The sequence below is a fragment of the Streptomyces sp. NPDC127098 genome, assembly GCF_042722465.1.
In the GTDB taxonomy this organism is placed as follows: domain Bacteria; phylum Actinomycetota; class Actinomycetes; order Streptomycetales; family Streptomycetaceae; genus Streptomyces; species Streptomyces millisiae.
This window is the reverse complement of sequence record NZ_JBHXFJ010000047.1, coordinates 35,788-61,223: the sequence shown is the minus strand read 5'-3', so window position 1 is coordinate 61,223 and position 25,436 is coordinate 35,788. Positions and strand designations below refer to the sequence as shown.

At 69.4% G+C, this 25,436-nt stretch carries 28 protein-coding genes and 3 pseudogenes; 18 read left to right on the top strand and 13 right to left on the bottom strand.

The annotated features are described in order from the left end of the window. Together ACFWI8_RS25660 and ACFWI8_RS25655 are read right to left on the bottom strand one after the other, a co-directional pair. Window positions 1-129: PT domain-containing protein (locus ACFWI8_RS25660; protein ID WP_387095828.1), on the bottom strand; the 129-nt coding region annotated here is incomplete at its 3' end. A 277-nt stretch (window positions 130-406) separates the two neighbouring features. After that, window positions 407-844: a gamma-glutamylcyclotransferase gene (locus ACFWI8_RS25655; RefSeq protein ID WP_387095822.1), complete on the bottom strand. Its 438-nt coding sequence runs from the start codon at window positions 842-844 to the stop codon at window positions 407-409. Between the two features lie 107 nt (window positions 845-951). Between ACFWI8_RS25655 and ACFWI8_RS25650 the strand changes: the two genes are divergently transcribed. Together ACFWI8_RS25650 and ACFWI8_RS25645 are read left to right on the top strand one after the other, a co-directional pair. Then, window positions 952-2,394, top strand: coding sequence for an NAD(P)H-quinone dehydrogenase (locus ACFWI8_RS25650; RefSeq protein ID WP_387095819.1), 1,443 nt, complete (start codon window positions 952-954; stop codon window positions 2,392-2,394). Between the two features lie 157 nt (window positions 2,395-2,551). Next, the gene (locus ACFWI8_RS25645) at window positions 2,552-3,415 is read left to right on the top strand and encodes a DeoR/GlpR family DNA-binding transcription regulator (protein ID WP_387095817.1); all 864 of its coding nucleotides are present in this window, start codon (window positions 2,552-2,554) and stop codon (window positions 3,413-3,415) included. Window positions 3,416-3,430: 15 nt separating this feature from the next. On the opposite strand, the gene ACFWI8_RS25640 is transcribed toward ACFWI8_RS25645, so the two are convergent. After that, window positions 3,431-3,628 (bottom strand): DUF397 domain-containing protein, encoded by a 198-nt coding sequence (locus ACFWI8_RS25640; RefSeq protein ID WP_387095814.1) that lies wholly within the window; start codon window positions 3,626-3,628, stop codon window positions 3,431-3,433. 170 nt (window positions 3,629-3,798) lie between these two features. Between ACFWI8_RS25640 and ACFWI8_RS25635 the strand changes: the two genes are divergently transcribed. After that, window positions 3,799-4,062, top strand: coding sequence for a type II toxin-antitoxin system prevent-host-death family antitoxin (locus ACFWI8_RS25635; protein WP_387095811.1), 264 nt, complete (start codon window positions 3,799-3,801; stop codon window positions 4,060-4,062). Further along, a complete protein-coding gene (locus ACFWI8_RS25630) occupies window positions 4,059-4,310 on the top strand; it encodes a type II toxin-antitoxin system RelE/ParE family toxin (protein WP_387095809.1) in 252 nt (83 codons plus the stop codon). The genes ACFWI8_RS25635 and ACFWI8_RS25630 overlap by 4 nt, the downstream gene beginning before the upstream one ends. Before the next feature lie 43 nt (window positions 4,311-4,353). On the opposite strand, the gene ACFWI8_RS25625 is transcribed toward ACFWI8_RS25630, so the two are convergent. Next, window positions 4,354-6,135 carry an acetyl/propionyl/methylcrotonyl-CoA carboxylase subunit alpha gene (locus ACFWI8_RS25625; RefSeq protein ID WP_387095806.1) on the bottom strand — a complete coding sequence of 594 codons (1,782 nt, stop codon included), beginning with the start codon at window positions 6,133-6,135 and terminating at the stop codon, window positions 4,354-4,356. A 309-nt stretch (window positions 6,136-6,444) separates the two neighbouring features. Here ACFWI8_RS25625 and ACFWI8_RS25620 point away from each other — a divergent pair, with 309 nt between their 5' ends. Further along, window positions 6,445-6,903 (top strand): hypothetical protein, encoded by a 459-nt coding sequence (locus ACFWI8_RS25620; RefSeq protein ID WP_387095803.1) that lies wholly within the window; start codon window positions 6,445-6,447, stop codon window positions 6,901-6,903. Here ACFWI8_RS25620 and ACFWI8_RS25615 read toward each other — a convergent pair. Next, entirely contained in the window at window positions 6,859-7,470 is a 612-nt protein-coding gene (locus ACFWI8_RS25615; RefSeq protein WP_387095800.1) for a Maf family protein, read from the bottom strand. The two genes, ACFWI8_RS25620 and ACFWI8_RS25615, sit on opposite strands and share 45 nt — an antisense overlap. Continuing rightward, entirely contained in the window at window positions 7,382-7,840 is a 459-nt protein-coding gene (locus tag ACFWI8_RS25610; RefSeq protein ID WP_387095797.1) for a winged helix-turn-helix transcriptional regulator, read from the bottom strand. Before ACFWI8_RS25610 ends, ACFWI8_RS25615 begins: the two co-directional genes overlap by 89 nt. Before the next feature lie 68 nt (window positions 7,841-7,908). Here ACFWI8_RS25610 and ACFWI8_RS25605 point away from each other — a divergent pair, with 68 nt between their 5' ends. Next, entirely contained in the window at window positions 7,909-8,271 is a 363-nt protein-coding gene (locus ACFWI8_RS25605) for a YybH family protein (RefSeq protein WP_387095794.1), read from the top strand. Here the strand turns inward: ACFWI8_RS25605 and ACFWI8_RS25600 are convergent. Together ACFWI8_RS25600 and ACFWI8_RS25595 are read right to left on the bottom strand one after the other, a co-directional pair. Next, window positions 8,238-8,776, bottom strand: a pseudogene (locus ACFWI8_RS25600) (ABC transporter ATP-binding protein). The gene ACFWI8_RS25605 and the pseudogene ACFWI8_RS25600 sit on opposite strands and share 34 nt — an antisense overlap. 604 nt (window positions 8,777-9,380) lie before the next feature. After that, the gene (locus tag ACFWI8_RS25595; protein WP_387095791.1) at window positions 9,381-10,259 is read right to left on the bottom strand and encodes a cyclase family protein; all 879 of its coding nucleotides are present in this window, start codon (window positions 10,257-10,259) and stop codon (window positions 9,381-9,383) included. 532 nt (window positions 10,260-10,791) lie between these two features. On the opposite strand from ACFWI8_RS25595, the pseudogene ACFWI8_RS25590 reads away from it, so the two are divergent. Together ACFWI8_RS25590 and ACFWI8_RS25585 are read left to right on the top strand one after the other, a co-directional pair. Continuing rightward, a pseudogene (locus tag ACFWI8_RS25590) lies at window positions 10,792-11,236 on the top strand (transposase); the annotation flags it as partial. A gap of 218 nt (window positions 11,237-11,454) precedes the next feature. After that, window positions 11,455-11,874 (top strand): nuclear transport factor 2 family protein, encoded by a 420-nt coding sequence (locus tag ACFWI8_RS25585; RefSeq protein ID WP_387095788.1) that lies wholly within the window; start codon window positions 11,455-11,457, stop codon window positions 11,872-11,874. An 8-nt stretch (window positions 11,875-11,882) separates the two neighbouring features. On the opposite strand, the gene ACFWI8_RS25580 is transcribed toward ACFWI8_RS25585, so the two are convergent. From ACFWI8_RS25580 to ACFWI8_RS25570, 3 genes are all read right to left on the bottom strand, one after another. After that, window positions 11,883-12,758, bottom strand: coding sequence for a helix-turn-helix transcriptional regulator (locus ACFWI8_RS25580; protein ID WP_387095785.1), 876 nt, complete (start codon window positions 12,756-12,758; stop codon window positions 11,883-11,885). A 75-nt stretch (window positions 12,759-12,833) separates the two neighbouring features. Next, window positions 12,834-12,965 (bottom strand): DUF4157 domain-containing protein, encoded by a 132-nt coding sequence (locus ACFWI8_RS25575; RefSeq protein ID WP_387095782.1) that lies wholly within the window; start codon window positions 12,963-12,965, stop codon window positions 12,834-12,836. A gap of 169 nt (window positions 12,966-13,134) precedes the next feature. Further along, window positions 13,135-14,040: a LysR family transcriptional regulator gene (locus ACFWI8_RS25570; protein WP_387095779.1), complete on the bottom strand. Its 906-nt coding sequence runs from the start codon at window positions 14,038-14,040 to the stop codon at window positions 13,135-13,137. An 87-nt stretch (window positions 14,041-14,127) separates the two neighbouring features. Here ACFWI8_RS25570 and ACFWI8_RS25565 point away from each other — a divergent pair, with 87 nt between their 5' ends. From ACFWI8_RS25565 to ACFWI8_RS25550, 4 genes are all read left to right on the top strand, one after another. After that, window positions 14,128-14,574 carry an ester cyclase gene (locus ACFWI8_RS25565; protein WP_387095776.1) on the top strand — a complete coding sequence of 149 codons (447 nt, stop codon included), beginning with the start codon at window positions 14,128-14,130 and terminating at the stop codon, window positions 14,572-14,574. A 545-nt stretch (window positions 14,575-15,119) separates the two neighbouring features. Then, the gene (locus tag ACFWI8_RS25560; RefSeq protein WP_387095773.1) at window positions 15,120-15,299 is read left to right on the top strand and encodes a hypothetical protein; all 180 of its coding nucleotides are present in this window, start codon (window positions 15,120-15,122) and stop codon (window positions 15,297-15,299) included. Between the two features lie 59 nt (window positions 15,300-15,358). Next, complete coding sequence (locus ACFWI8_RS25555; RefSeq protein ID WP_387095770.1) at window positions 15,359-16,651, top strand: amidohydrolase family protein; 1,293 nt, start codon at window positions 15,359-15,361, stop codon at window positions 16,649-16,651. Between the two features lie 25 nt (window positions 16,652-16,676). After that, on the top strand, window positions 16,677-18,179 hold the full coding sequence (locus tag ACFWI8_RS25550) for a carboxylesterase/lipase family protein (RefSeq protein WP_387095767.1): 1,503 nt from the start codon (window positions 16,677-16,679) through the stop codon (window positions 18,177-18,179). A gap of 128 nt (window positions 18,180-18,307) precedes the next feature. On the opposite strand, the pseudogene ACFWI8_RS25545 reads toward ACFWI8_RS25550, so the two are convergent. Then, window positions 18,308-18,545 (bottom strand): annotated as a pseudogene (locus ACFWI8_RS25545) (IS630 family transposase); the annotation flags it as partial. Between the two features lie 197 nt (window positions 18,546-18,742). Here ACFWI8_RS25545 and ACFWI8_RS25540 point away from each other — a divergent pair. Continuing rightward, window positions 18,743-19,927, top strand: coding sequence for an oxygenase MpaB family protein (locus tag ACFWI8_RS25540; RefSeq protein WP_387095764.1), 1,185 nt, complete (start codon window positions 18,743-18,745; stop codon window positions 19,925-19,927). A gap of 443 nt (window positions 19,928-20,370) precedes the next feature. Here the strand turns inward: ACFWI8_RS25540 and ACFWI8_RS25535 are convergent, their stop codons facing one another. Then, window positions 20,371-20,763: an ester cyclase gene (locus tag ACFWI8_RS25535; RefSeq protein ID WP_387095761.1), complete on the bottom strand. Its 393-nt coding sequence runs from the start codon at window positions 20,761-20,763 to the stop codon at window positions 20,371-20,373. A 13-nt stretch (window positions 20,764-20,776) separates the two neighbouring features. On the opposite strand from ACFWI8_RS25535, the gene ACFWI8_RS25530 reads away from it, so the two are divergent. From ACFWI8_RS25530 to ACFWI8_RS25510, 5 genes are all read left to right on the top strand, one after another. After that, window positions 20,777-21,889, top strand: coding sequence for an AraC family transcriptional regulator (locus ACFWI8_RS25530; RefSeq protein ID WP_387095825.1), 1,113 nt, complete (start codon window positions 20,777-20,779; stop codon window positions 21,887-21,889). Window positions 21,890-22,208: 319 nt separating this feature from the next. Continuing rightward, window positions 22,209-22,961 carry an SDR family NAD(P)-dependent oxidoreductase gene (locus tag ACFWI8_RS25525; RefSeq protein ID WP_387095758.1) on the top strand — a complete coding sequence of 251 codons (753 nt, stop codon included), beginning with the start codon at window positions 22,209-22,211 and terminating at the stop codon, window positions 22,959-22,961. A gap of 460 nt (window positions 22,962-23,421) precedes the next feature. Then, complete coding sequence (locus ACFWI8_RS25520; protein ID WP_387095755.1) at window positions 23,422-24,450, top strand: SDR family oxidoreductase; 1,029 nt, start codon at window positions 23,422-23,424, stop codon at window positions 24,448-24,450. A 46-nt stretch (window positions 24,451-24,496) separates the two neighbouring features. Then, window positions 24,497-25,174, top strand: a complete 678-nt coding sequence (locus tag ACFWI8_RS25515; protein WP_387095753.1) for an SDR family NAD(P)-dependent oxidoreductase — start codon at window positions 24,497-24,499, stop codon at window positions 25,172-25,174. Next, window positions 25,171-25,395 (top strand): hypothetical protein, encoded by a 225-nt coding sequence (locus ACFWI8_RS25510; protein WP_387095750.1) that lies wholly within the window; start codon window positions 25,171-25,173, stop codon window positions 25,393-25,395. The genes ACFWI8_RS25515 and ACFWI8_RS25510 overlap by 4 nt, the downstream gene beginning before the upstream one ends. Window positions 25,396-25,436: the final 41 nt, after the last annotated feature.

Genomic DNA, 25,436 nt, shown 5'->3' with positions numbered 1-25,436 from the left:
CGGCTTCGCGGTCGGCTTCGCGGTCGGCTTCGCGGTCGGCTTCGCGGTCGGCTTCGCGGTCGGCTTCGCGGTCGGCTTCGCGGTCGGCTTCGCGGTCGGCTTCGCGGCGCATGGCGCTGCGCGGCGCATGGTGCTGTGCAGCGGGCGCTGCCTCCGGCAGCACGCCGGTATGGGGGTGGGTGCCGGTTGGGCGGCTGCCACAACGGGCCGGTGGCTGAACCGAGTTCCGTTCTCGCGGAGCCCAGGGAGCACTCCCGGCGACGGGTGCCCCGTGACGTCCGAGACGCCGTCGGGCTCGGGACCTGTTCTCGCGGAGCGGGAAGGCACACCCCGCCGCGTGTGCCCCGTGACGCCCAGGACTGGTTCCGGCGGAGGTGCCTTCGGGGCGCTCAGGCCGCCAGGCCGGCTAGCACGGGCGTTTGCGCAGCTCCATCACGTAGTCGTGCGGCGCGCCCGCCGATTCGGCCGCGTCGGCGATCTCGCCGAGGTAGCGCGCGGACGGCAGGCCGCCCTCGTAGCCGTTGAGCACGTAGCCCCAGGCCGCCACGTCGCCGTCCAGGGTGTGGACGCGTAGCCGGGTGCGGCGGTAGATGCCGAGGCCGACGCCCTCCCAGCGGTCGAGTGCCTCCTCGTCCATCGGCGCGAGGTCGTAGAGGGCGACGAAGACGTCGGAGATCGGGTCCTCCACGATCGTGGCCAGGGCGCCTTCCCAGCCCATCTCCTCACCGCCGAAGGTGAGCCGCCAGCCGGTCAGCCAGCCGGTGACGCGCAGGGGCGAGTGCGGGGCGCGGCGGGACATCAGCCGGGGGTCGAGGTTTCCGGCGTATGCGGCGTAGAGCGACATGGGACTGAGCGTACGGGAGAGGTGGGGGTGACCGGCCGAAGCGGTGGGCGCGACCGACCGCGGGGGCCGGGCGGGAGATTCGACCGGTCGTACGAGACACTGGATACGTGACTCGGATCGTGATCATTGGCGGCGGACCCGGCGGCTACGAGGCGGCGCTCGTCGCGGCGCAGCTCGGGGCCGAAGTGACGATTGTCGACCGGGCGGGCCTCGGCGGTGCCTCGGTGCTGACCGACTGCGTGCCGTCCAAGACGCTGATCGCCACGGCCGAGGTGATGACCGGCTTCGACTCCTCGCACGAGGAGCTCGGCATCGAGATAGACCACGACGGGGACGGCGTCGGGGACGAGGTGCGTGGCATCGGCGTCGACCTGGGTCGGGTCAACCGTCGGGTGAAGCGGCTCGCGCTCGCCCAGTCGCACGACATCACGGCCTCGGTCACGCGGGCCGGCGTGCGGGTGGTGCGGGGGCACGGCCGTCTTGAGCCGGCCCAGGGGGCCAACGGCGCGCGGCGGGTCACGGTGCTCGACACGGAGGACGGCGCGCCGCTGGAGCTGGAGGCGGACTGTGTGCTGATCGCCACCGGCGGGCAGCCGCGCGAGCTGCCGGACGCGCGTCCGGACGGTGAACGGATCCTGACCTGGACGCAGGTCTATGACCTGAAGGAGCTGCCCGAGGAGCTGATCGTGGTCGGCTCCGGCGTGACGGGCGCCGAGTTCGCCGGCGCCTACCAGGCGCTCGGCTCCCGGGTGACGCTGGTCTCCTCGCGGGACCGGGTGCTGCCCGGCGAGGACCCGGACGCGGCGGCAGTGCTGGAGGACGTGTTCCGGCGCCGCGGGATGAACGTGATGGCGCGTTCGCGCGCCGCCGCCGCGAAGCGCGTCGGGAACCGGGTGGAGATCACCCTCCAGGACGGCCGGACGATCTCGGGCACGCACTGCCTGATGGCGGTGGGCGCGGTGCCGAACACCTCGGACATGGGCCTGGTGGAGGCCGGGGTCAAGCTGAAGGAGTCCGGGCACATCTGGACGGACAAGGTGTCGCGGACGACCGCGCCCGGCGTGTACGCGGCGGGGGACTGCACCGGCGTGCTGGCGCTGGCCTCGGTGGCGGCGATGCAGGGTCGGATCGCGATGTACCACTTCCTGGGCGACGCGGTGGCGCCGCTCGACCTGAACACGGTCTCGGGGAACATCTTCACGGACCCCGAGATCGCCACGGTGGGTTACACCCAGGCGGACGTCGACGAGGGGCGGATCGACGCGCGGACGGTGAAGCTGCCGCTGCTGCGCAACCCGCGGGCCAAGATGCAGGGCGTGCGGGACGGGTTCGTGAAGCTGTTCTGTCGCCCCGGCACGGGGATCGTGGTGGGCGGCGTGGTCGTCGCGCCGCGGGCGAGCGAGCTCATCCATCCGATTTCGATCGCGGTCGACAACAGTCTGACGGTGGAACAGATCGCAAAGGCGTTCACTGTGTACCCGTCTCTGTCCGGCTCGATCGCCGAGGCGGCCCGGCAGTTGCACACCCGTAGGGCGGCCGAGGAACAGTAGGCACTGGTCAGCGCGTGGATCGCACAGCCGGGCGCATCGGTGCATAGCACGCCGGGGGCGTGCGCACAGACAACATCGGAAAATCCCCGCAACCTGCTGAAAGCAGACGGTCGTTCAGGTTACTGTCAGTTCCGTGTTCGCTGCTGAACGTCGTCAGATGATTCTCGAAATGGTGCGGGCGAACGGGGCGGTCTCGCTCCGGGAGCTCGCCCGGGTTGTCCAGACCTCCGAGGTGACCGTGCGGCGCGATGTGCGCGCTCTGGAGGCCGAAGGACTGTTGGACCGCAGGCACGGTGGCGCGGTCCTCCCTGGTGGTCTCACCCGGGAGTCGGGCTTTCCCCAGCGGGCCATGGCCGCGACGGCGGAGAAGACCGCCATCGCGGAGTACGCGGCCGGTCTGGTGCGCGAGGGGGAGGCCATCGTGGTGGGCGCCGGCACCACCACCCAGGAGTTGGCGCGCCGGTTGGCGCGGGTTCCGGGGCTCACGGTGGTCACCAACTCGCTGCTGGTCGCCCAGGCGCTGGCGCACGCCAACCGGGTCGAAGTGGTCATGACCGGCGGCACGTTGCGCGGCTCCAACTACGCGCTCGTCGGCAGCGGCGCCGAGCAGTCGCTGCTCGGTCTCCGGGTGAGCCGGGCGTTCATCTCCGGCTCCGGCCTCACCGCCGATCGCGGCCTCTCCACCTCCAACATGCTGGCGGCCAGCGTGGACCGGGCGTTGGTGCGGGCGGCGGCCGAGGTGGTGGTGCTGGCCGACCACACGAAGCTGGGCCTGGACACGGCCTTCCAGACCGTGCCCGCCGACCACATCGCGCAGTTGGTGACGGACCAGCCGCCACCTGGCGACGGCGACCGGGCGGCGGCCGTTCTCGAGGCCCTGGCCGCCCAGGGCGTCCGCATCGCCCTGGCGGGCGGCGGCGTCGCCAAGCACCCGGGCGAACCACCGCCGGGCGTCGGCCGCCGCGAGGTCCCACTGCCGGTGCCGCGTGCCCCGAGGATGCTGCGCCGGCTGGACGGTTGACGGCTCGTCGAGGGCTCAGAGGCTGGTGAGGAACGCCTGCCAGGAGCGGTGCGGGAAAACCAGCACGGGCTTGCCGGGGCGCTTGCTGTCCCGGACGGGCAGCGCCCCGGTGAGCCCCTTGGCCACCTCGACGCACTCACCGCCGTTGCCGTTGCTGTAGCTGGACTTGCGCCAGGAAGCGGTCCGTAGTTCCCACTCCTGCAGTAAACGCATCGCCGATCGTCCTCCATGCCCTTGGAAAACACGCCGGTTCCCGCCCCACGAGGAGGCACGCGTCACGACTCGGTCACGACGCGAGAGCAGATCGTAGCGAAAATGCGTTCGGCATATGTGTGCGGGCGGATCAGCCGAGCGGATCTGTAATCCAGCTGTACAGTAGATGCATGTCGGCTACATATCCCATCGCGGAAGCGCGAGGCAAGCTCGGCGATCTGGCGCGTCGAGCCGCCCAACACGAGCACATCACACTGACCGACCGGGGCGTTCCGACGGCCGTCCTCATCTCCCCGGCCGAGTTGGAGGACCTGGAGGACGCTCTGGCCCTGGCTCGTCTTGAGCGTGATCGCGCCCTCGGCCGCACCGAGGCGCCGGTGCCGCACAGCGAGGCGCGCCGGGCGCTGCTCGACGCGGCCGGGCGAAGCGAGTGACCTGGCGCGTCCAGTGGGAGCCGTCGGCGCTCAACGCCGCCGCCGGTCACCTCAAGGAGGATCCACCCGGGGTCGACACCCTGCTGCGGGTCACCGACCAGCTGGCCGAGGACCCGCGACCGGCCGGCTCCCACCCGTGGGGCACGGACCACCGTCGGCTGCGGCACGGCCCCTGGCGCATCCTGTACCGCCTCGACGCGGAGGCGCGCGTTCCTCACATCGAACACGTCGGCCGAGTGCCCGGCTGACCGCGGTCCGCACGGCCCCTGCCGCGCGGACCGCCTCCGCCTCTCAGTCCTTGATCTCGCAGATCACCGCGCCCGAGGAGAGGGACTCGCCGACCTCCGCCTTGAGCGCCGTCACCGTGCCGGCGCGGTGCGCGTTGATCGGCTGCTCCATCTTCATCGCCTCCAGCACGATCACCAGATCGCCCTCGGAGACCTGCTGGCCCTCCTCCACGGCGACCTTGACGACGGTGCCCTGCATCGGGGAGGCCAGCCCGTCGCCCGTCGCGCCGGCGGCGGCCCGCCTGCCGGGCTTGCGGCGGGCCGGGCGGGCGCCGCCGGCCACCGCCGCGCGGGCCAGCGGCATCGCCAGCGTGGCCGGCAGCGACACCTCGAGCCGCTTGCCGGCGACCTCGACCACCACCGTCTCGCGGACCGCGCCCTCCGCCGTCTCCGCGGCGGCGGCTGAGCCGTCGTAGGGGGCGAGCCCGTTCACGAACTCGGTCTCGATCCACCGGGTGTGGACCTGGAACGGCTCACCCTCCCGGCCCGTGACCTCGGGTGCGAACGCCGGGTCCTTCACGACCGCGCGGTGGAACGGGATGACCGTCGCCATGCCCTCGACCTGGAACTCGGCCAGCGCCCGCGCCGCCCGCTCCAGGGCCTGGCGCCGCGTGGCGCCGGTGACGATCAGCTTGGCCAGCATCGAGTCCCACGCCGGGCCGATGACCGAGCCCGACTCCACGCCCGTGTCCACCCGCACGCCGGGGCCGAGCGGCGGCACGAACGTCGTCACCGTGCCGGGCGCCGGCAGGAAGCCGCGGCCCGGGTCCTCGCCGTTGATGCGGAACTCGATGGAGTGGCCGCGCAGTTCGGGGTCGTCGTAGCCCAGCTCCTCGCCCTCGGCGACGCGCAGCTGCTCCCGCACCAGGTCGATGCCGGTGATCTCCTCGGAGACCGGGTGCTCCACCTGCAGGCGGGTGTTGACCTCCAGGAAGGAGATCGTGCCGTCCTGGCCGACCAGGAACTCACAGGTGCCGGCGCCGACATAGCCGGCCTCGCGCAGGATGGCCTTGGAGGCGCGGTAGAGCTCGGCGTTCTGCTCGTCACTCAGGTACGGCGCCGGGGCCTCCTCGACCAGCTTCTGGTGCCGGCGCTGGAGCGAGCAGTCGCGGGTGGAGACGACCACCACGTTGCCGTGCCGGTCGGCGAGGCACTGGGTCTCGACGTGGCGCGGCCGGTCCAGGTAGCGCTCGACGAAGCACTCGCCGCGGCCGAACGCGGCCACCGCCTCGCGCACCGCCGAGTCGTAGAGCTCGGGGATCTCCTCGATGGTGCGGGCCACCTTGAGGCCGCGGCCGCCGCCGCCGAAGGCGGCCTTGATGGCCACCGGCAGGCCGTGCTCCCGCGCGAACGCCACCACCTCGTCGGCCCCGGAGACGGGGTCGGTGGTGCCGGCGACCAGCGGCGCGCCGGCGCGCTGCGCGATGTGGCGGGCGGCGACCTTGTCGCCGAGCGAGCGGATGGCGTCCGGCGGCGGGCCGATCCAGGTGAGGCCGGCGTCGATCACGGCCTGCGCGAACTCCGCGTTCTCGGACAGGAACCCGTAGCCGGGGTGGATCGCGTCGGCGCCGGCGTCGGCCGCCGCCTTGAGCACCTTCTCGATGTCCAGATAGCTGGCGGCCGGGGTGTCACCGCCCAGCGCGAACGCCTCGTCGGTCGCGCGGACATGCACCGCGTCCCGGTCCGGCTCGGCGTAGACGGCCACGCTGGCGATGCCGGCGTCCCGGCATGCCCGGGCGACCCGGACGGCGATTTCGCCGCGGTTGGCGATGAGCACCTTGCGCACGATGGCTCCCTCCTCGGAACAAGGGGATTTTAGGTACTGGCGACACCTCGCAACGAGTCGCCCACAGGAGTGACCTTGCCCACACGGGTGGTGAGCGGGGCGCGCCCGTCCGGCGAAAATCCTTGCCGTCCCAAGGTACGCGCCTCGCTGAGCTTTGCGTTCTGATTCCGGGGGCGGACTGAAACTCGGGTGGTCCGGGACATCAAGGGCCCCCTCGTTTTGTGGGAACCCCATAAGGCTCGGCGTGATTCTTTGCCGTCCGGTCGAGGGGGGTTGCCGTCGGCTTTACCCGGCAGTAGCGTGCGCCGCGTGAACCGGGGCAGACGAGGCGTGGCCGCGGTGGCGGCGGTGGTGGTCTTCGGTGCGGCGGTGCTCCTCGGGCTGCTGCAGTGGATCCTCGGCCTGGTGGCCGAGCGACAGGAGATGTCCGTGGGCGGGGTCTCGGCCACGGCGATCAGCGTGTCGGCCTGGGTGGGTGGCGCGGTGCTCGCGCTCTTCCTGCTGCTGTGCGGCGTGCTGTTGGCGCGGGTGTCCGTGACCGACCGGCCGCCGCGCCGGCTCGCGCGGGTGGCGCTCGTCGGCGGCGCGGTGCTGCACGCGGTGCTCGGCGCGTTGGCCGTGGGGCTCGTCGGATGGTCGGCGTTCGCGGGTCTGATGGTCGTCTTCGCGCTGATCGTGCTGACGTTGACGCTGTATCCGCCGCTGCCGGCGGGGGTGGCGGCGTCAGGCCCAGAGGTCGGTGATCGGAATCCCGGGCCCTTCGCGTAGCAGGCTCCGCAACAGCGGCAGGGAGAGGCCGATCACGTTGCCGGCGTCGCCCTCGATGCGCTCGACGAACGGCGCGGAGCGGCCGTCGAGGGTGAACGCGCCCGCCACGTACAGGGGTTCGCCCGAGGCGACATAGGCGGCGACCTCGTCGTCGGTCGGCTCCCCGAAGTGGACGGTGGTGGACGCCACTCCGCTCGCCCGCCGCCCGTCGACGGTGTCGATCAGGCAGTGCCCGGTGCGGAGCACGCCGGCCCGGCCGCGCATGGACTTCCAGCGGGCGATGGCCTCCTCGGCGTCGGCGGGCTTGCCGAGCGCGTGACCGTCGAGCTCAAGCAGCGAGTCGCAGCCGACGACCAGCGCGCCGGCCGCCTCGGGGCGGGCGGCCACGGCCTCGGCCTTGGCGTCGGCGAGCGCCTGCGCGAGCCCCGCCGGGGTGTCGGCGGTGAGGGCGTCCTCGTCGACGCCGCTGACGATCACCTCAGGCGCGAGACCCGCCTGCCGCAGCAGCCCGAGCCGGGCGGGGGACTGCGAGGCCAGCACCAGTCGTCTCTTCGGCGTCGTGGTCATGGTCGCCAGCGTAACGGGCGCCCCAGTCCCACAGCGCCTGGAGTACCGGACCCAGCTCCCGCCCACGCTCGGTGAGGCGGTAGCGCACGCCGGGCGGGAAGCCGGGGACGCGCTCCCGGTCGAGCACGGCCGCCTCGGCCAGGTGCCGCAGCCGGTCGGTGAGGACCTTGTCGGAGAGCGCGGGCAGGGCGGCCGAGAGCTCGCTGTACGTGCGCGGCCCGGTGAGGAGTTCGCGCACCACCAGGGTGGTCCACCGGCCGCGCAGCGCGTCCAGCGCGATCTCCACGGGGCAGCCGGGCGCCGGCGCCGCGACCCGGGCGCGTGGGTCGTCCGGCAGCCCCGGCGCGTGGCCAACCGTTGGGTGAGTCACGGGGGCGCCTCCTAGCGTCGGAGCCGGACAGAGCCTTTCTCGCTTCCACGATAGGAGAGCCACCGACCATGGTGCCGACGCCTCCCACCCGTCCCGAAGAGGTGCCCGCGGCGTTCGCCGCGCGCTTCAACAGCGGCGACCGGGCCGCCGTGCTCGACCTGTACGCGCCGGAAGCCGTGTTCGTGCCGCGGTCGGGACCGGCCGCCCGCGGCCGGGCGGAGATCGAGCGGGCCAACGAGGAGTTCCTGTCCCTTGGCCTGCCGATCACGGTGCGGCCACGTTCGGTCAGCGTCGCGGGGGACGTCGCGTTGCTGGTCGTCGACTGGGAGATCCCGGCCGCCGGCATCGCGGCCACCGCCACGGACGTGGCGCGGCGCGGCGCCGACGGGCGCTGGCGCTACGTCGTCGACAGCCCCTTCGGCGGGAGTTGAGCGCCTTCACCGATCTCGATCCGGCCGTCGGCGACGCGGACCACCCGGTCGGCGCGGCGGGCCAGGGCGCTGTCGTGCGTCACCATGACGAAGATCAGGCCGAGCTCGCGCCACCGGCTCTCCAGCACCTCCATGACCTCGTCGCGGGTGGCCTCGTCGAGGTCGCCGGTGGGTTCGTCGGCGAGCAGCACCCGGGGACGCCTGGCCAACGCCCCGGCGATGGCGACGCGTTGCTTCTGGCCGCCGGAGAGCTCGCTCGGGAGGTGGTTGGCGCGCTCGGCGAGACCGACGGACTCCAGGGCCTCCGCGGTCTGCCGGCGCCGCTCGGCGGCGCGGAGCCGGGTGAGCTTCGCCTCGGACAGCCTGCCCGGTCGGTGCCGTCCAGGACGACGCTGCCGCGCGTGGCCCGGTCGAGCCCGCCGAGCAGTTGCAGCAGCGTGGACTTGTCGCCACCGGTCGGGCCCTGGATGACCAGCCGGCTCCCGTCGGGCACGGTCAGCGCCACGCGCTCCGCGCCTGTTGACCGCCGACCGCCGACCGCCGCCTGCCGCGCTCCGCGCGGCCGGGCGGCGTCGGGCCGAAGGCTGGGTGAGGGCGGGTGGGTGGGGGAAGTGGCCGTCGTGTGGCGTAGGTCGTGAAACCGGATGTGGCGAAGTCCTGCTCGGTCGAGGAGTCCGACCGGCGCCCCCCATCGACCCACCCACCTCACCCGACGATTCCGCCTCGTGGGCAACATGTTCGTCGAACAATTCGGCGACTGGTGCTGAACGCCGCGCGCTGCCGCACCCGATGTGCACCATCGCCGGTGGACGGCTGACCCTGCCCCGGGGCTCGAAAGCGTGCCGGGGCAGGGTGAGAGACAAGCTGTGTCAGAACCGGTGACCGATGTCGTTCCATAACGGACCGCTGATGCGTATCGAGACGTGATCAGTTGGTGGTTCGGCAAGGTGATCACCGAGGCGCGCACAGGGAGCTGTCGGGGGGTCTCGTTGTACCGGGTGCCGATACTGCGATGTCGCCACGACCTGTTGGAGGGAGGCCGTCGAGACTCGCCCCGGCCGCACGGCGGGAGTGCCCGAGGATCTCCAAGGGCGCTGATGATCGTTCGGTCAGAACATCGCGATGGGGTTGACTGGTACGCCGGTCAGGTCGTGGATGCGGGGCGGGGCGACGGTGAGCAGGAAGCTGTAGCGCTTCAGCCGCGCGCACAGCGCCGCGAGGTCATCCAATTGGGGCACGTCGATCAGAGGCATCGCCATCCGGCCGAGCGCTACCCCGTGCAGCGGGGAGGGCTCGTCCGGGTTCAGGGGAGGATGCGCGTCACCCCTGTCCGGGGCGACGATGGCAACCCCTCGGCGGTGCATCCACCGCACCGCGTCCATGCTGATTCCCGGGCTCGGTGTGTCGTGAGGCGCGCGTCCCGTCCAGCCGAGTCGGACCACCAGTGCGTCCCCGGAGCCCACCTGGACTCCCTGCCGCTTCTCGGCCTGTTCGAAGTCGTGTGACGTCACCGCATAGCCGGGGGGAAGGGGTCCTTCGACGGCCAGATCGAGCAGGACCCCACGTGTCACTATCCCGGCGGCGAATGCAGCCGTCGATGCGTGCGTGATCCCGACGGGGGTGACGACCTGCTCCCTCGGCCGGCCCGGATAGACCTGGCCGTCGGTCGACCAGTGTGCGAGCGCGTCGAGGTGCGTCGACTTCCAGTGGTGGTTGTGGACCACCGACAGATCGGCTGCCACTGGTCCACCGGTGTGGGACACCATCTGCTGCACCGGCGATGCGTCGACCGTCTCGGGCGAGAACGGGCTGAAGAACATCGCGCTCGGCGTGATCGGCTGTGCCAGTGAGACCCACTGGCCGGTCCGCGCCTCTGCGGCGGCCCTGGCGCGTACCTGGTCGGTAATCAGGTTGAGGGTGCCGAGTTCGTCGTCCGCTCCCCATCGGCCCCAGTTGTCCGGCAGGTCCGTCTCACTGGTATCGGCCATGTCGGTGGCCCCTTTCGTCGTGATGTGCTCACAGCGCAAGGCAAGGGCGGATGGTCCACCGCCGCCATCCCTGCTCGCGGGCACGGCTGGTATCTGGTAGCGCTCGGTTTCACGCGATCAACCGCTCGCCGATCGGGCAGCACGCGTGAATCCGGGGTGCGCGAACGCGAACGCGAACGCCATGGCGAGGTGGGGCACCGACAGCTTTGCCCGGTTGACCGCCGCGTTCCAACGCTCTGTGGATGACCCGGACCGACTCGTCCGGGTCATTGCCCGTCTGAGTGGCGAACATCATCGCGCCGAGCACAAACAGGCTGACCTCGATGCCGGTGCGGCCCAGGTTTCGATACGGCGGCGAGCCTTCCCGACAGGTCGGGGATGGTGATGTCGATGGGTGTGCGTGACATGGGTTCCTAGAAGTCAGGTCGTCGGTTCAACTGTCGCGGAAGTGGACCGCGTTAGTCAGGGCCTGACGATCCGCCTTTGAGACCGTGTCCCACGTGGTGCGTCGGCCGTCGCTTGGGCATGGGAGTTCGCGGCCATCGTCTACGTGCTGACCAGTGGGTGCGCTTGGCGGCGTCTGCCGCCCTGTTCCGGGATGTCGAAGTCCACCGCGCACCGCCGGCTCCCGATCTGGTGGACCGGGGTAAGCCCGGTTCCAAGATGCACATCTTGTCCGTCGCACCGGGTTGCCTGTCGTCGCTGTCTCAGGTGGCAACGTCCACGACAGCGAGGGCCTGAAACCGCTGTTCGCTGGTCTCCAACCGAGACACGACCCCGAACGCGGCCGGCACCACCGGTCCGGCAAGGTGCACGCCGGCAAGGCGGATGACCGTCCTGGCCTGCGTAGACGGCTTCGTGGCAGGCGCATCGACGTCCGTGTCGCCCGCAAGGGAGCGGAGTCCAGCCAGCGACTGGGCCGTCACCGGTGGGTGGTCGAGCGCACGATGTCCTGGCTGTCCTGCTGCAAACGCCTCCGTCGACTCACCACGTAGGACACGGCTTTATTATGCGCCGCCGATCACCCACGGGCCCGAACGGGTACGGACACGACGTCCGGGCGGGGGTGCGCCGCACCCATGGACAGCACGGCCTCCTCTTCCCCGGCGCCCGGCGCCTAGATTACTTACGCGGGTTCCGCCGCCCTACGCACGGGGATCCCGCGCAGAACAATTGCTACGAGTTGGAGCCACGAATGCCGTACTCCCCCGTGGAGGAATCGAACCTGGAGATCGTGAAGGGCGCCCTCGCCGCCGGCGCGGAGGACTTCACCATCTTCTTCAAGGAGATCTTCACCGAATCCACGACCTGGACCATCGCGGGCCACGGCCCCGTCGCCGGCGAATACAGCGGCCTCAAGGACCTCCACGAGAACGCGGAGAAGGCGCTGTTCGATCGACTGGACGGGCCTTTGGCGATCATACCCAGGGGAATCTGGGCAGACGGGGACGATGTCATCGTTCGAATCGACAGCACCGGGCGTGCTCGTGACGGGCAGCCGTACAACAACGGCTATCTCTACATCCTGACCATGAAGGACGGGAAGGTCGTGACCGGTATCGAGTGGCTCGACCTCCACGCGTACTACGAGATCGTGGAGCGTGTAGCTCTCTGAGCCAGGAGTCACTCCGCAGCGGCCGGCGGTACGTACCGCCGGCCGCGCCATCCTTCGCCGTCGAGACCCGTTCCGAGCAGTCGCAGCGACTCCTCGGTTCTGCTCCCCGGCTCGGCGTCGCAGACGAGCAGGTGCAGGTCACCCGTGTCAGGCATCGTGAAGTCGTGATATTCGAGCGTCATCTCGCCGACCGAGGGATGGAGAAGTCTCTTGGTCCTGCGGTGCTTGCCGATGACGGCGTGCCCGCTCCACATCTGTGCGAAATCGGCGTCGGCCGCGGTGAGGCGGTCGACAACCTCCTGGACGCCAGGCCGCACTGATGGTTTGCCCCAGGCCTGCCGAAGCGCACCGACCGTGTCGAGCGCGACGAGATCCCAATCGACGTAAAAGGACTTCGCGTGCGGGTCCACGAACATCATCTGCGCGAAGTTGGCCATGCTCGAGAAGCCCTGGTACAGCGCCTGGCCAAGGCAGTTGACCGCGATAATGTCCTGTGCGTCGTTGTAGACGAATGCGGGATTCATCGACCACCGTTCCAACAGCAGGCGGATCTCGCGGGGCACGTCGGTGGTCAAGGGTGCGGGTCGCGGCGCCGGATCCGTTCCGGCCAACCGGTGGAAATGGACACGCTGGTCCTCGTTCAACTGGAGCACGCGGCACAGCGAATCCAACATCTGTTGCGACGGGTTCTCCTCGCGTCCCTGCTCGAGCCGGGTGTAGTAGTCAACGCTCACCCCCGCGAAGGTAGCCACCTCTTCACGCCGTAGACCGCTGACACGTCGTTGCCCCCGGGGCAATCCGAGGGACTCGGGATCGGTCGCTTCCCGAAGACGTCGAAGATACGCACCGAAAACGGTCCTCGAGCGCCCTCGTGAATCGGCCATGCGCGCCCCTCCTCCTGTCGGATCTTCCCCAGTGTAGTTAGCCGGCCGATCCCGGCGCGGAGACAGCGACGCCGCCTACACCTCGGCGACCGAGCGCTGGGCGGCGCTGTCGGCGTGCACCCGGACGTCGGAGAAGTACGCGCCGAGCCTGGCCTCCATCTCGGCACGTAGGGGCCCGTCCAGGGGCCGGCCGGCGGAACGCGGCACCTCGTTGCACCGCCGAGCGCTGCACCGGCTGGGTGTGGCCGCAGTCCTGACCTGCTCGTGCCGCTCCCGCACGATGGCTCGGGCCACGGCGGCGTTGCCCGCCGCGTCGAACTACCTGAGAATCTCCGACTCAGGTCACTGCGAACCTTCCGGCGGTTCCTGCCCGGAGTCAGGCGTTGTGGAGACAGGCGGCCTGATTCCGCAGGGCTGTCACCATCGCCTGATCCTGGGCGGAAGGGCACGGCCGGGTCACGGCGACGGTAGCGCGTCCGGGCCAGGAGCTGTCGGTGACGGCCACGGCTCGTACCCCCTTCGGCAGGGCTGGTAGGGCCAGGTCGGGGATGACCGTGATGCCCAGGCCGGCCGCGACCAGGCCCAGGCGTGTCGACCAGCTGCGTGCGGTGTGGGCGATGTGAGGGTCCGACAGGGTGGGCCAGGCTCCGAACTGCGGCTCGCCCGCCGTCCCGTCTCCGGCGATCCAGTGCTCCTGGGCGAGGTCCAGCACGGTGATGCCAGCGTGGCCCGCGAACCGGTGCGTGTCCGGAAGGGCCACCAGAAGGTCACCTTGGAGCACTGTGGTCTGTCTGAGATCGCTCAGGTCGTAATCCGGCAGGCCGTGGCCGACCCCGATCACCGCCACGTCCAGCCGGCCCGTCCGGAGCCGCCGGAGCAGGGCGGGCGTCGAGGCCTCCTCCAGAACCACGGCGAGACCCGGATGGCCAGAAGTCACCTGTGCCATCGCTCGCGGGACCAACGCCATGGCCGCAGTGGGGTAGGCGCCGATCGTGAGGCGGCCCGCCAGCCGGTCGCGCAAGCCGGCGAGTTCCAGCTCGGTCGCCGCCATGTCAGCGAGGATTTCCGTCGCGCGCCGGACGAGCACCTGGCCTGCCGGGGTGAGAGCGACACCTCGTCGTCTGCGGTCGAAGATCGGCGCTCCGGCTGCTGCCTCCATGGCAGCGACCTGGCGGGAGATGGCTGACTGCGTGTAGCCGAGCATCTCGGCGGCCCGAGTGAACGATCCCGCGGCGGCGACCTGGTGGACGACGCGGAGACCCGCAAGGGTGAACTCGACCATGGCCGCGAGGCTAACATGCGTGTTCCTCATGGAAATGGTGCCGAATCATCGTTGGACTGCATGGCTGGACGGGGGCAGGCTGGCGACATGACACAGCGATTCACTCGAAATGAACTGGTGGCACGCCTGATCCGGGCGGGTGAACTGGAGGTGTCGGGCGAGGATCCGGCCGAGGCCGCGACGTACTTCGACACGGAGAAGTTCCGCTTCCACGGGCCGGACGGCTTCGAGTCCGATTTCGCCGGGCTCACCGCCTACTTCGGCTCCGTGCGCGAGGCTTTCGTCGACCGAACGATCCGGCGCGGCATCGTGGTGGCCGATGGTGACCACCTCGCCTGCCAGACATGGATCGAAGGCACCTTCGCCCGCGAGTTCACGCAGTCACCGGCTGGCCCGCTGCCGCCCAACGGTAAACGCATCGTGTTCGACCTGATCAACATATTCCGCTTCGACGACCGGGGGCGCCTCATCGAGGAGTGGGTACGCACCGACAACCGCGGTCTCTTGCGCCAGCTGGGCGCCGAAGGAAGGTAGCCGGGCAGCCACCGCGAGGGCGAGGTCCGCGTGAGCGTGCTGCGGCATGCTGGTGAGCCCCCACGCCGAACCGTCTCCCGTCGCCGACGCCGGGCCCGGCGAGGACGGTCGGCGGCCAGGCTGAACAGATGGGACCCGGTGGCGTCATCAAGGCGCGGGACGCCGGCGAGGGACTCGAGAACCTGCCGGGACAGGCGTCGGTCCCGGCCGCGCTCCAGACACAGGCAGTAGTCGGCGCTGATGCCGGCCAGCCCGGCCCGGTCGATCGTCATGCGCTGTCCTCTGTCGTTACCGGCCTGTACTGGACCGTTTCTGCCGTCCCGACGCGTGCTGTGTCACATGAGGCCGACCCCGCGTCATGCCGCGGACCTGGGTCGGCGCCCGCTCCAGCCCCTTCAGCGCGATCTCAGCCTGGGATCGACAGAGCCTGGATGATCCTGCTCCCGACGGCCAGCCTTGGAGCAGCGCTTGACCCGGCGGCCACCCGGACGGTCGCGGCGCTGGCCCTCCCCTGCCCGAACTTGCCATCAGCCAGGAGGCACTTGGTGAACGAAGAGAACGATGTGGGAGGGGCCCGTTCGGGTGTGCCCGGGCGCAACTTCGCAGGTGGGAGCCTGGTCGCGAACCCCGGTCATGGCGAGCGCGGCATCGCCCACCTCACCGGCACCGATCTCGACGCCGTCGAACACGGCAACGCGCTGTGCCTCCTCCCACGGCTCACCTGACCTCTGTCATCCCACCAACGAGCACAGTCCTCGATGAACACCATCGAAGGGAACCGAACGTGATCATCAAGAACGTGACCGTCATCGACGGCACCGGCGGTGCTGGCCTGCCCGCCATGGACGTCCGCATCGCCGACGGGCGATTCGAGGACATCCGTCCCTCCGGCGCGGACACCGCCAGGGCGCCGAGCGGCGACGACGGCGAAGTGGTTCTGGACGGACGCGGCGGCTACCTGCTGCCAGGTCTGTGGGAGAGCCACACTCACCTGACAGCGGTCGACATGTCCCTGCCGGAAGCCGAGCGGCTGCCGCACGTCCAGAGGACCCTGGCCGGCTATCTGGACTCCGGCATCACGTCGGTGTGCGATCTCGGGGGCTCGGTCACGCAGGGCCGCACGCTCCGCGAGGCCGGCCGGGCCGGCGGCACCGCGGCATCGCTGTTCTTCGCCGGACCGGTCTTCACCGGTGTCCAGGGCTGGCCCCTGTCGTTCCACGGCGAGCGTTCCATGGCCGTCGAAGTGGGCGATGTGAACGAGGCATATCGGCAGGTCGAGAAACTGCTCGATCAGGTCGACTTCGTCAAGTGCATCTTTGACGGAAGGCCCGGAGGCGGCGAGCGGATTCCCCTGGCCGCGCTCGAGGCGATCATCCAGACCGCGCAGGGCGCGGGCAAGAAGGTACTGGTCCATGTGGCGACAGGCACGGACCTGCGGGAGGCGGTTGCGGCCGGAGCCGACTGCATCGAGCACTCCTTCATTCCGGAGGATCCCACCGACGCGAGCGAAGCGGAGCAGATCGCCGCGCTGCTGGCCGAGACGGGAACGCTCTACTGCCCAACGCTTGTCACCTGGGAGCAGCTGGGCCGCAGCGGGGACCCCGCCTACCTGGACGAACTCGTCGCTGACGGCATCTCCTCGGCGGAGGACGCGGTCGCGATCGCGGCTCGGCCCACCTGGGGCATGCCGTTCCCCCACCACCCGGCCGACGAATCACAGACCCGGTTCGACTACGCCATGCGCACGCTGCCCCTCCTCCACGAGGCCGGGGTCAGGCTCGTCGCCGGAAGCGACATCGCGATAGGCGTGCCCACGCCTGGCAGCGCCCTGCTGCGTGAGTTGCAACTGTTCGCCAAGGCCGGACTGCCCCTGTCCGAGATCATCACCACGGCCACCGGTCGCGCCGCGGAGAAGATCGGGAAGCGGGAAGTCGTGGGCACCGTGACGGTGGGCGCCGTTGCCGACGCTCTGCTCCTGGACGCCGACCCGCTCGCGGACATCTCCCACCTGATCGATCCGCGGCGCCGCCGGGCCGTCATCAGCTCCGGCCGTCTCATCTCGTCGATCAACACCTGATCCCCACGTTGCGCAGGAGTTCCTGATGCCGAAAGACGTGCACGGCCCCAGGGTGACTGTGGAGGGCGGCACCGTGGAAGGCCGTTCGCGCGAGGGCACCGTCTCCTTCCTGGGAGTCCCGTACGCCGCGCCACCTTTCGGGGCGAACAGGATGCGGCCCCCGCGGCCGGTGGTTCCGTGGCAGGGCGTCCGCGACGCGGATCGCATGGGGCCGACAGTGCCGAAGGGGGACTACCCGCCTCCCTTCCGGCGGCTCTTCCCCGAAGTGGAGATCGAGGGGGAGGAGTGCCTCAACCTCAACGTATGGACGCCCGACCCCAAGGCAAGCGGCCTTCCGGTGCTGGTGTGGATCCACGGCGGCTCGTTCGCCAACGGCTCCAATTCCGTGGCGGCGTACGACGGGTCGGCCTTCGCGCGTAGCGGCGTGGTCTGCGTGACGATCAACTACCGGCTCACCGCGGAGGGTTTCCTCTTCCTCGACGACGGCCTGGCCAACCTCGGCCTGCGGGACCAGGTGGCCGCGCTGGAATGGGTGCGGGACAACATCGCCGCCTTCGGCGGTGATCCCGGGAACGTGACGGTCGCGGGGGAGTCGGCCGGTGCGATGAGCGTGGCCACCCTGCTGGCGATGCCGTCAGCGGCCGGGTTGTTCGCCCGCGCCATCACGCAGTCCGGCGCCGCCGCCAACACGCTCACCGCCGAGCAGGGGCTGGCGGTCGGCCGCCTGCTGGCCGAAGCACTCGAAGTGCCGGCCACCAGGGACGCCATCGCAGCCGTTCCGCAAGACCGGCTCAGGCATGCCGCCTCCGAGGCGGTTACGGAGGTCCAGCTCGGGACCGCCCCCGACACGTGGGGAAGCCTGGGCCTGAGAGGGCTGCCGTTCGCGCCGGTGGTCGACGGCACCGTCCTGCCGGCCCACCCGCTGGACGCCGCCCGCGCCGGGGCCGGAGCCCCGGTTCCGCTGCTGACAGGCTGGAACCGCGACGAGAATCGCTTGGGCCTCGTGGCCATGAACATGCTGGACGCGGTGGAGGAATCCACGCTGCTCGCCGGGGCGGCGGGCTACGGGCTCGGGCCGGAAGGGGTGGCGATCTACCGCGCCGCGCGCCCCGGCGCGACCCCCGGCGACCTGCTCGCGGCGATCGGCACCGACTGGTCCTACGCTCTTCCGGCCCTCCAGTACTGCGAAGCCCGCATCGCCGGGGACGCCGGGCCCACCTGGGTGTACCGCTTCGACCATCTGGAGCCCGCCGACAACCACGGCTTCGGCTCGTGCCACGCGACGGAGGTGCCGTTCGTCTTCCGGACGGAGAACCACGACAGCGTACGGGCCCTCATCGGAGACCAACCCTCGCCGACGACAGCCGCCACAGCACACGAGGCGTGGGTGTCCTTCGCACGGAAGGGCACGCCCGGCTGGGAGCCCTATGACATAACCCGCCGCACCACCGCTCTCATTGGGGAGAAGATTCGTGTGGTCGACGATCCCGCCCCCGACGAGCGTCACGCCTGGGGCGGCATTCGCTAGTGTGATGCGCCGGAAATTCGTCGGCCGTCTCGGGCGAGGTTGAGGGCGCCGAGTTCGTCGTCCGCTCCCCATCGGCCCCAGTTGTCCGGCAGGTCCGTATCACTGGTATCGGCCATGGTCGTGACCCGGAACTTCTTGAACTCAATGGCCCGGTGGCGGCGGTGGAGCTCGCTGATGTCGGTGTCGTCGGCGATGTTGAAGCGGAGAACAGACTGGCGATGCCGTGGCGCACATGGTCATGGGTACGCCGCTCGGGCATGCCCTGCAGCACCGGTTGGGACCGGTCCGGCGCCTGGATCTGGCTTTTCTCGTCCCACACAGCACCACCGCCTTCTGAGGCGGATGGTGATACAGGCCGACGACGTCTGCCCGGCTGGTCGGCCCGCAGCGCCGGCCACGGGATCGGTACGGCCAGTCTGTGAGTGCCGCGCATGGCGAGCTGACCGATCGGACTCGGCGTGGCCGAACCCTGGCCCCGACCAGTAGCCGTGAGGCCCGCGACGGCCGGTGGCTCCGCGGCTACGGGGGATTGACAGGCCGTGGCTACACGTCTGGGAGGTGGCTTGAATGGCATCGTGACCCCTTCGAACAATGATGCACTGGTTCCTGAACGCATTACCCCAGCCCGAGGCAGGAACGGCGATCGTGCCGACGTCATGTCGCACATGCGGCAGGTGGGGGACCCGCTCGCTGACGCCGTGATCGTCGAGTTCGACGAGTTCGGTCGGTCCGCCCGTAGCGCGCTCCAGCGCGGCCTCATCGAAGGCCGGGCGAGTGTGCCAGATGCTCCGCCGGCTGTCGACGCGTTGCTCGTCCACGTCGAGACCGTGCCTCACTGGGTCGCGTCGGAGTTGCTGGACGACGGGGACCGGACCTCGCTCGCCGTGCCACCGCACTGGCGCAACCTGGCCTTCTCCGGTGGCTCCCTGGCGCACACCTACAGTTCCCCGGCCATCGCGCGACTGCTCGTGGGCACGGGCCGATTGACCTCGACGGCTTCGCGCAGGCTCGCCGAGACCGGGCTGTGGAACGCTTCCACGATCCTTCCCGGCGGCCTACGGCACGGTGCGCCCGGCTACGTGCAGACCGTTCAGGTCCGGCTACTGCACGCACGCGTGCGCGCCTCGGCCATGTCGCACGGCTGGGACGCCGATCGGTGGGGAGTGCCGATCAACCAGGCCGATGTCGCGCGCACCTGGCTCGACTTCACCGTGGTGCCGTTCACCTTCCTGGAGGGTGTCGGCTACAGGCTCACTCCCGAGGAGCAGTCCCGCATGTACCGCTACTGGTGGTACGTGGGCCATCTGCTGGGCCTCGACGAGCAGTTCTTCCTCGACATCGAGGATCACGCACGAGCCGGTGAGCTGCTCGACCTGCTGGACTCGATCACGGCTCCGCCGGACGAGAACAGCCGCGCTCTGGTCGGGGCCCTGTTCGACGCTGCGACGGCGGCCCTCGCGGTGGTACCGGAGTCGCCGATGGCCGCGTCAGACTGGCGGGACCTTCTGAATGCTCTGGCCGGTCGTTATCACGGCAAGGACGCTGCCGCGTTGGGCATCCCGGACTCACCTCTCACGGCGATGCTGCCGCTGCTCGCGGCGGGGGAGGCGAAGGCGCGTCACTACCAGGCGCAGGTTCCCGGAGCCGTGCAGCAGGCGGTGGAGGACGGCATCCTCGCCGTACACGGGTTGCTCACCGCGCTCACCGATGGCAGCACCGCCTATCAGGAACATGTCGCGGCCCCGTGACGCTGGGCCGTTCACTTGATGAGGTCGCGGCCCGCGATCTCACCCTGACGAGCCTCGTGGAAGGGGTGGCGGACGTCGTCGCGGATTTCCCCGCGGGTGCGTAGTCGCGGAGCCTTGCCACAGGGTGACGGTCTGCTCTCCACCCACCGATGGGGCCCGGGCTGGTGCGGCGGCGGGCGATAGACAACAAGCCCGCCGCCGGCACCGACCGACGCCGCAGCTGCCGGCCGGTGATCGGGCTCGTTCATCCACTCCGCCGTCGACGACCACTCCCGCCTGGCCTACAGCGAGATCCTCACCGACGAGCGCAAGGAAACCGCCGCTTCTGGCAGCGGGCGAACGCCTTCTCCACTGCCCACCGGCATCACCGGCGAACCGGCCCTGGCTGACAACGGCTGTTGCTACGGAGTTGGACCGCCATTTTCCTCATGTGCGGTCCTGTCTCACGCGGCCAGCTGCCGGCGCAAGGCCTCCGCGTCGTGGACGTTCGTCATGTGCGTGAACCGGCCGTCACGGATGTGGTAGACGGCGAACTCAACGATTTCGAATGAGGCGCCGGAGGGCGCCACACCCAGCCACTCCTTGGCGGGCGTGCCGGTATTCAGCAGGCGTGCAGCCAGGTGGTCGCCATTCACGGAAAGCTCCTGAATCTCCCAGTGCAGGTCCGGAACCGTGTTCCCAAGATCAGTGAGCGCCGAAACGATCAGATCTGCCGTAACGGCGTCGCCGAAGTATGTGAGGTCGTCGCTGAGGAACTCACGAATGCTGGCGAAGTCGTGAGCATTGAGGGTCTCGATGTAGCGCGTGTAGAAGGCGCGCAGGTCAGTGTCTGACATGGTTCCTCGCTTGGTGGTGATCCAGCACCTTGCTGGTCACACCAGCTTCACCCAGCCCGATGTTACGATCCATAACATGTCGTCCAAAGTTCTTCACCGATCGTCCAGCGCGCCGACCGTGGCGCCCTCCGATCCCGTGGCCGACACGATCGGCCTCTTGCGACCTCGGACCGAGGCCCACCCCGGCCTTCATGCCGCAGCGCCTTGGGCGGTGCAGTTCGACGCCTTCGACTTTGTCAAGATCGGGTGCGCGGTTCGCGGCGCGTGCTGGCTGGTAGTGGAAGGACGTGAGCCGCTGTACCTGAAGGAGGGCGATTTCTACCTCCTGAAGTCTCCCGGGCCCCACTCTCTCGCCAGTTCGCTGACCGCGATGCCCCGACCCGGTCGAGAATTGTTTGAGAGTGCCTCGCAAGGCGTCGCACGGCTTGGCGCCGAGGCCGACGAGACCAACTACGTGTGCATGGCGTCTCTGTGGTTCGACGAGGCCAATGCTCCACTTCTGCTGGAGATCCTTCCCTCGCTTGTGCACTTGCCAGCGACGAATCCCCTGATTCGCCAAGTCGCCTACGTAACCGAACTGTTGGGGCTCGAGGTCGAGAGCAGAGCTGTAGGACGGTCCCTGGTCCTGGACCATCTCGCACAGATCATGTTCGTTCAGGTGCTCAGGGCACACGTCGCGCAAACCGACCAGCCCGCCGGATGGCTGGGAGCACTCAACGATGACGGAATCGGAGCGGCGCTGCGCGCCATGCATGCCGACGTCGCCCATCGCTGGACCCTTCGTGAGCTCGCGGCCATCAGCCATCTTTCTCGATCCGCTTTTGCAGCCAAGTTCAAGAAAGAGGTCGGCGTCGCGCCCCTGGAATATCTGATCCAGTGGAGGATGAGCCTCGCCCGTGACGCGCTTCGCCGTGACACGCGTTCCATCTCAGAACTGGCCTTCGCGACCGGATATGAGTCGGAGAGCGCGTTCAGTACGGCGTTTCGCCGTGTCGTAGGCGTCTCGCCGCGGGAGTTCCGCCACGGTGCACGGCGTGCTGCAAGCGCCTCCTCTGGCTTTCATCCGGAAGCTGCGTCTCAACCGATCATGGAACGTGTGGATCGAACGGAGTTCCTGGTCGGGTGATCTCCTGGCGGTACGCGCAGGGAAGGCAGGGCCCCCGGGACCGGAGCAGGCCGATTGCGTCAGCCACGGCATCCAGGAAACCGAGCGCCCACGACGCCCCCTGGACGATACGTAAAGTACTGCGGACTCTTTGTTATGGAAGATGTTCTTACTCTCTCTCAGTATTGATGTTGAACGAAACGGCATCGAGAGAGTGATCCTTTTCAACCTCATGTCTGTGCTGGTCGGCGGCCTACTGAGGGCTGAGCGCACCAGTCTGCCGGACATGGTCAGTGGAACTGACGGCCAGGTTGGAAAAGGCTCAGTTACGGAGATCCCCATGGGGCAGCTGGAAGGCAAGACGGCCGTCGTCACCGGAGGCAGTTCCGGTATCGGTATGGCCACCGCCTTACGACTGGCGGACGAGGGGGCGTACGTATTCATCACCGGGCGACGCCAGGACCAACTGGAGGCCGCCGTCAAAATCATCGGAACTGACCGGACCACCGCAGTCGTCAGCGACATCGGAAAGGCGGAGGAGCTAGACCGGCTCTACGACACCGTTCGGGCACGAGGCCGGAATCTGGACGTGCTCGTGGCGAACGCGGCGATCGGCTCGTTCGTGACGCTGGAACAAACCACCCAGGATCATTTCGACCAGACTTTCGCGGTCAATACCCGAGGCACGCTGTTCACCGTACAGAAGGCGTTGCCGCTGCTCAAAGAGGGAGCGTCGATCGTCCTGGTCGGTTCGACGGCCGCTGACCGCGGAATGGAGGCGTTCGGCGCGTACGCGGCGTCGAAGGCGGCCGTCCGGTCCTTCGCACGGACGTGGTCCGTCGAACTCAAGGGCCGCGGCATCCGGGTCAACGTGGTCTCTCCGGCATGGATCGAGACTCCCGGGATCACCACCACCTTCGGTGACGAGGAGACCTTCCAGGCCATCAAGGAGCATGTCGCCACAACCGTGCCCCGCGGCCGCATGGGCACGCCCGAGGAGGCCGCCGCAGTCGTGGCTTTCCTGGCCTCGCAACAGAGCAGCTACATCACCGGCGCGAACTTCTACGTCGACGGTGGCGCGAACCAGATCTGACCCCTCAGTCATGGATCGCAGCGTTCGCTGTAGTTCGTCGATCTCGTGCGACGGGTAACTGCCCGGTGCGAAGGCGGTGTTGCTCGACCTCCCGGCGGATGTCATTCGAGCCACCGGCCCCCGCGAGCCACCCACGTAGGCCCGCATCCGCCGCCGCAGGTCCCCGGCTCGGCGCTGATGCCGGAGAGCATCGCGACCTCTTCGCGCCGCAACCCGGGCATCCGCCGGAGGCCGAGGACGGGGACGCCGACCTGGTCGGGGGTGACAAGCTCACGCCCGGCCCCGAGGTGTGTCTGCCCCGGGTGTTCGGCTCTTCGGTCATGTCGTCCACGGTGACCGCGCACCCGGGCCGCGGGGTATGCCCTGCCACTACCAGTGTCAGCAGGGGTCTGGGTAGCTGCCCGCAGGGTGGCGAGAGTCGTGTCGGCGCTTGAGGTTCACGTTGCGGAAAGAGGTTCTCATGTCGCACGTTCTGGTCACCGGCGGGTCCGGTTTCATCGCCGGGCACGTCATCACTCAGCTGTTGGATCAGGGGCACACGGTGCGGTCCACTCTTCGTTCCCTGCGTAAGGAGGACGCCGTCCGATCTGTGCTGCGGGATGCCGGGGTCACCCGCGACCAGGCGCTGTCCTTCGTCGCGGCAGACCTGATGAAGGACGCCGGGTGGGCGGAGGCGGTCACCGGAGCGGATTACGTTATCCACCTTGCTTCCCCGATTCACGCCGGGAAGGTCAGGGACGAAGATGAGGTCATCGCTCCCGCGCGAGATGGTGCGCTGCGCGTGCTGCGCGCTGCGCGCAACGCCGGCGTGCGGCGTGTGGTGCTGACTTCGGCGTTCCACGCCGTCGGGTTCGGGCACGGGCACATCGATCATGTCTTCACCGAGGAGGACTGGTCGCCGCTGAACGGCCCGGGGGTCGACGTGTACGGGCGCAGCAAGATCCTCGCCGAGAAAGCCGCATGGGACTTCATCGCGCGGCAAGGGAACAAGCTGGAGTTGACGACGATCCTGCCCGTCGCCGTCATGGGCCCCGTCATGGGCGAGGACGTCTCCGGCGCGAACCACATCGTTCAGCACAGCCTCAATGGACAGATGCCGGGCTACCCGAACATGTTCGTCCCGATCGTGGATGTCCGTGATGTCGCTGCGGCGCACATCGAGGCCATGACAGCCCCCGGTGCGGCCGGTGAGCGTTTCCTCATCGGCACCGGCGAGCCGGCGATCGCGATGAAGGAGATCGGCGCGATCCTCAAGCAAGAGCTCGGCGAGAAGGCCACGAAGGTCCCGACCCGATCGATCCCGAACTTCGTCGTGCGGCTGACCGCGCTGTTCCGGGACGAATTCAAGTCCGTCGCAGCCGACCTCGGCTACGTCAAGCGGGTCTCCGTCGACAAGTCCCGCACCGTCCTCGGCATCACCCCCAGGCCCGCCCGCGAAGCGATCGTCGCTGCCGGCCGCAGCATGGTCAACCGCGGTCTGGCCAACTAACCCCCACCACGCACACCCAGGTAACCAGCATTTCAAGAGAACCATGATGACCATCGTGCTCATCACTGGCGCCGACAAGGGCATCGGCTTCGAGACCGCCCGCCGGCTCACCGACCTCGTCCATCCCGTGTGGATCGGTGCCCGCGACGCCCAGCGCGGCCAGGACGCCGCGGACGTGATCGGAGTGAAGTGGGTCCAGATCGACGTGACTGCCGACCACTCGATCGCCGCCGCCATGGCGACGATCGAGGCGGCGGGCGGGCCCGACGTCCTCGTCGACAACGCCGTCATCCCCCCGCACGAGCCGCTCGGTGACGACTGGTTCGACGTGTTCAACACCCACACGCGCGGCGTTGTCCGCACCCAGGCCGCCCTCCCACTCCCGCGCAACTCCGACAACCCCGGGGTGGTGAACCCGGCCTCCAGCCTCGGATCGTTCGGTGTCGTCACCAAACCGGACAAGACGCAGTCGCAGTTCGCCTCTGGGATCTACGGCACCTCGAAGGTCGCGGTGGCGATGCTCAGCCTGCGGTACTCAATGGCCGAACGCACGATCAAGTTCAACGCCGTCGAGCCCGGGTACACGAACACCGACTCCAAAGCCGCGATGCCCGGCGGCCATCCGGTCACCGACAGCGCCCGTGGTGCCGTCGAGCGGGTCCTGCTCCCCGCTGAGGGCCCGACCGGCACGCTCGTCGAAGACGGCGAGATCCTCCCGTGGTGACCCGCGGCCTCCCGCAGCCGGACGCAGCCGCACGGGCGGTCGGGTTCATCGGTCTCGGTGATCAAGATCTGCCGATGGCCACCGCCATTGCCCAGACCGGCCACACCCTCCACGTGTGGGCGCTCACGCAGGCGAGCGACGTCGTCCTCCTCTGTGGCCGCACCGACGAGGACGTCCTCATTGCCCCGCACTGGCGGCATGGCCTGCGGCAAGTGGGATGAGCCGGGTGACGTCTTCGCAGTTGCCACCGGTGAAGGGGGAT

Excerpts from the sequence above, each read along its gene's own strand:
- ACFWI8_RS25655 (WP_387095822.1), bottom strand. The coding sequence starts at position 844 with ATGTCGCTCTACGCCGCATACGCCGGAAACCTCGACCCCCGGCTGATG.
- ACFWI8_RS25645 (WP_387095817.1), top strand. The coding sequence starts at position 2,552 with ATGATTCTCGAAATGGTGCGGGCGAACGGGGCGGTCTCGCTCCGGGAG.
- ACFWI8_RS25640 (WP_387095814.1), bottom strand. The coding sequence starts at position 3,628 with ATGCGTTTACTGCAGGAGTGGGAACTACGGACCGCTTCCTGGCGCAAG.
- ACFWI8_RS25635 (WP_387095811.1), top strand. The coding sequence starts at position 3,799 with ATGTCGGCTACATATCCCATCGCGGAAGCGCGAGGCAAGCTCGGCGAT.
- ACFWI8_RS25615 (WP_387095800.1), bottom strand. The coding sequence starts at position 7,470 with ATGACCACGACGCCGAAGAGACGACTGGTGCTGGCCTCGCAGTCCCCC.
- ACFWI8_RS25605 (WP_387095794.1), top strand. The coding sequence starts at position 7,909 with ATGGTGCCGACGCCTCCCACCCGTCCCGAAGAGGTGCCCGCGGCGTTC.
- ACFWI8_RS25595 (WP_387095791.1), bottom strand. The coding sequence starts at position 10,259 with ATGGCCGATACCAGTGAGACGGACCTGCCGGACAACTGGGGCCGATGG.
- ACFWI8_RS25585 (WP_387095788.1), top strand. The coding sequence starts at position 11,455 with ATGCCGTACTCCCCCGTGGAGGAATCGAACCTGGAGATCGTGAAGGGC.
- ACFWI8_RS25580 (WP_387095785.1), bottom strand. The coding sequence starts at position 12,758 with ATGGCCGATTCACGAGGGCGCTCGAGGACCGTTTTCGGTGCGTATCTT.
- ACFWI8_RS25570 (WP_387095779.1), bottom strand. The coding sequence starts at position 14,040 with ATGGTCGAGTTCACCCTTGCGGGTCTCCGCGTCGTCCACCAGGTCGCC.
- ACFWI8_RS25565 (WP_387095776.1), top strand. The coding sequence starts at position 14,128 with ATGACACAGCGATTCACTCGAAATGAACTGGTGGCACGCCTGATCCGG.
- ACFWI8_RS25550 (WP_387095767.1), top strand. The coding sequence starts at position 16,677 with ATGCCGAAAGACGTGCACGGCCCCAGGGTGACTGTGGAGGGCGGCACC.
- ACFWI8_RS25535 (WP_387095761.1), bottom strand. The coding sequence starts at position 20,763 with ATGTCAGACACTGACCTGCGCGCCTTCTACACGCGCTACATCGAGACC.
- ACFWI8_RS25525 (WP_387095758.1), top strand. The coding sequence starts at position 22,209 with ATGGGGCAGCTGGAAGGCAAGACGGCCGTCGTCACCGGAGGCAGTTCC.
- ACFWI8_RS25520 (WP_387095755.1), top strand. The coding sequence starts at position 23,422 with ATGTCGCACGTTCTGGTCACCGGCGGGTCCGGTTTCATCGCCGGGCAC.
- ACFWI8_RS25515 (WP_387095753.1), top strand. The coding sequence starts at position 24,497 with ATGACCATCGTGCTCATCACTGGCGCCGACAAGGGCATCGGCTTCGAG.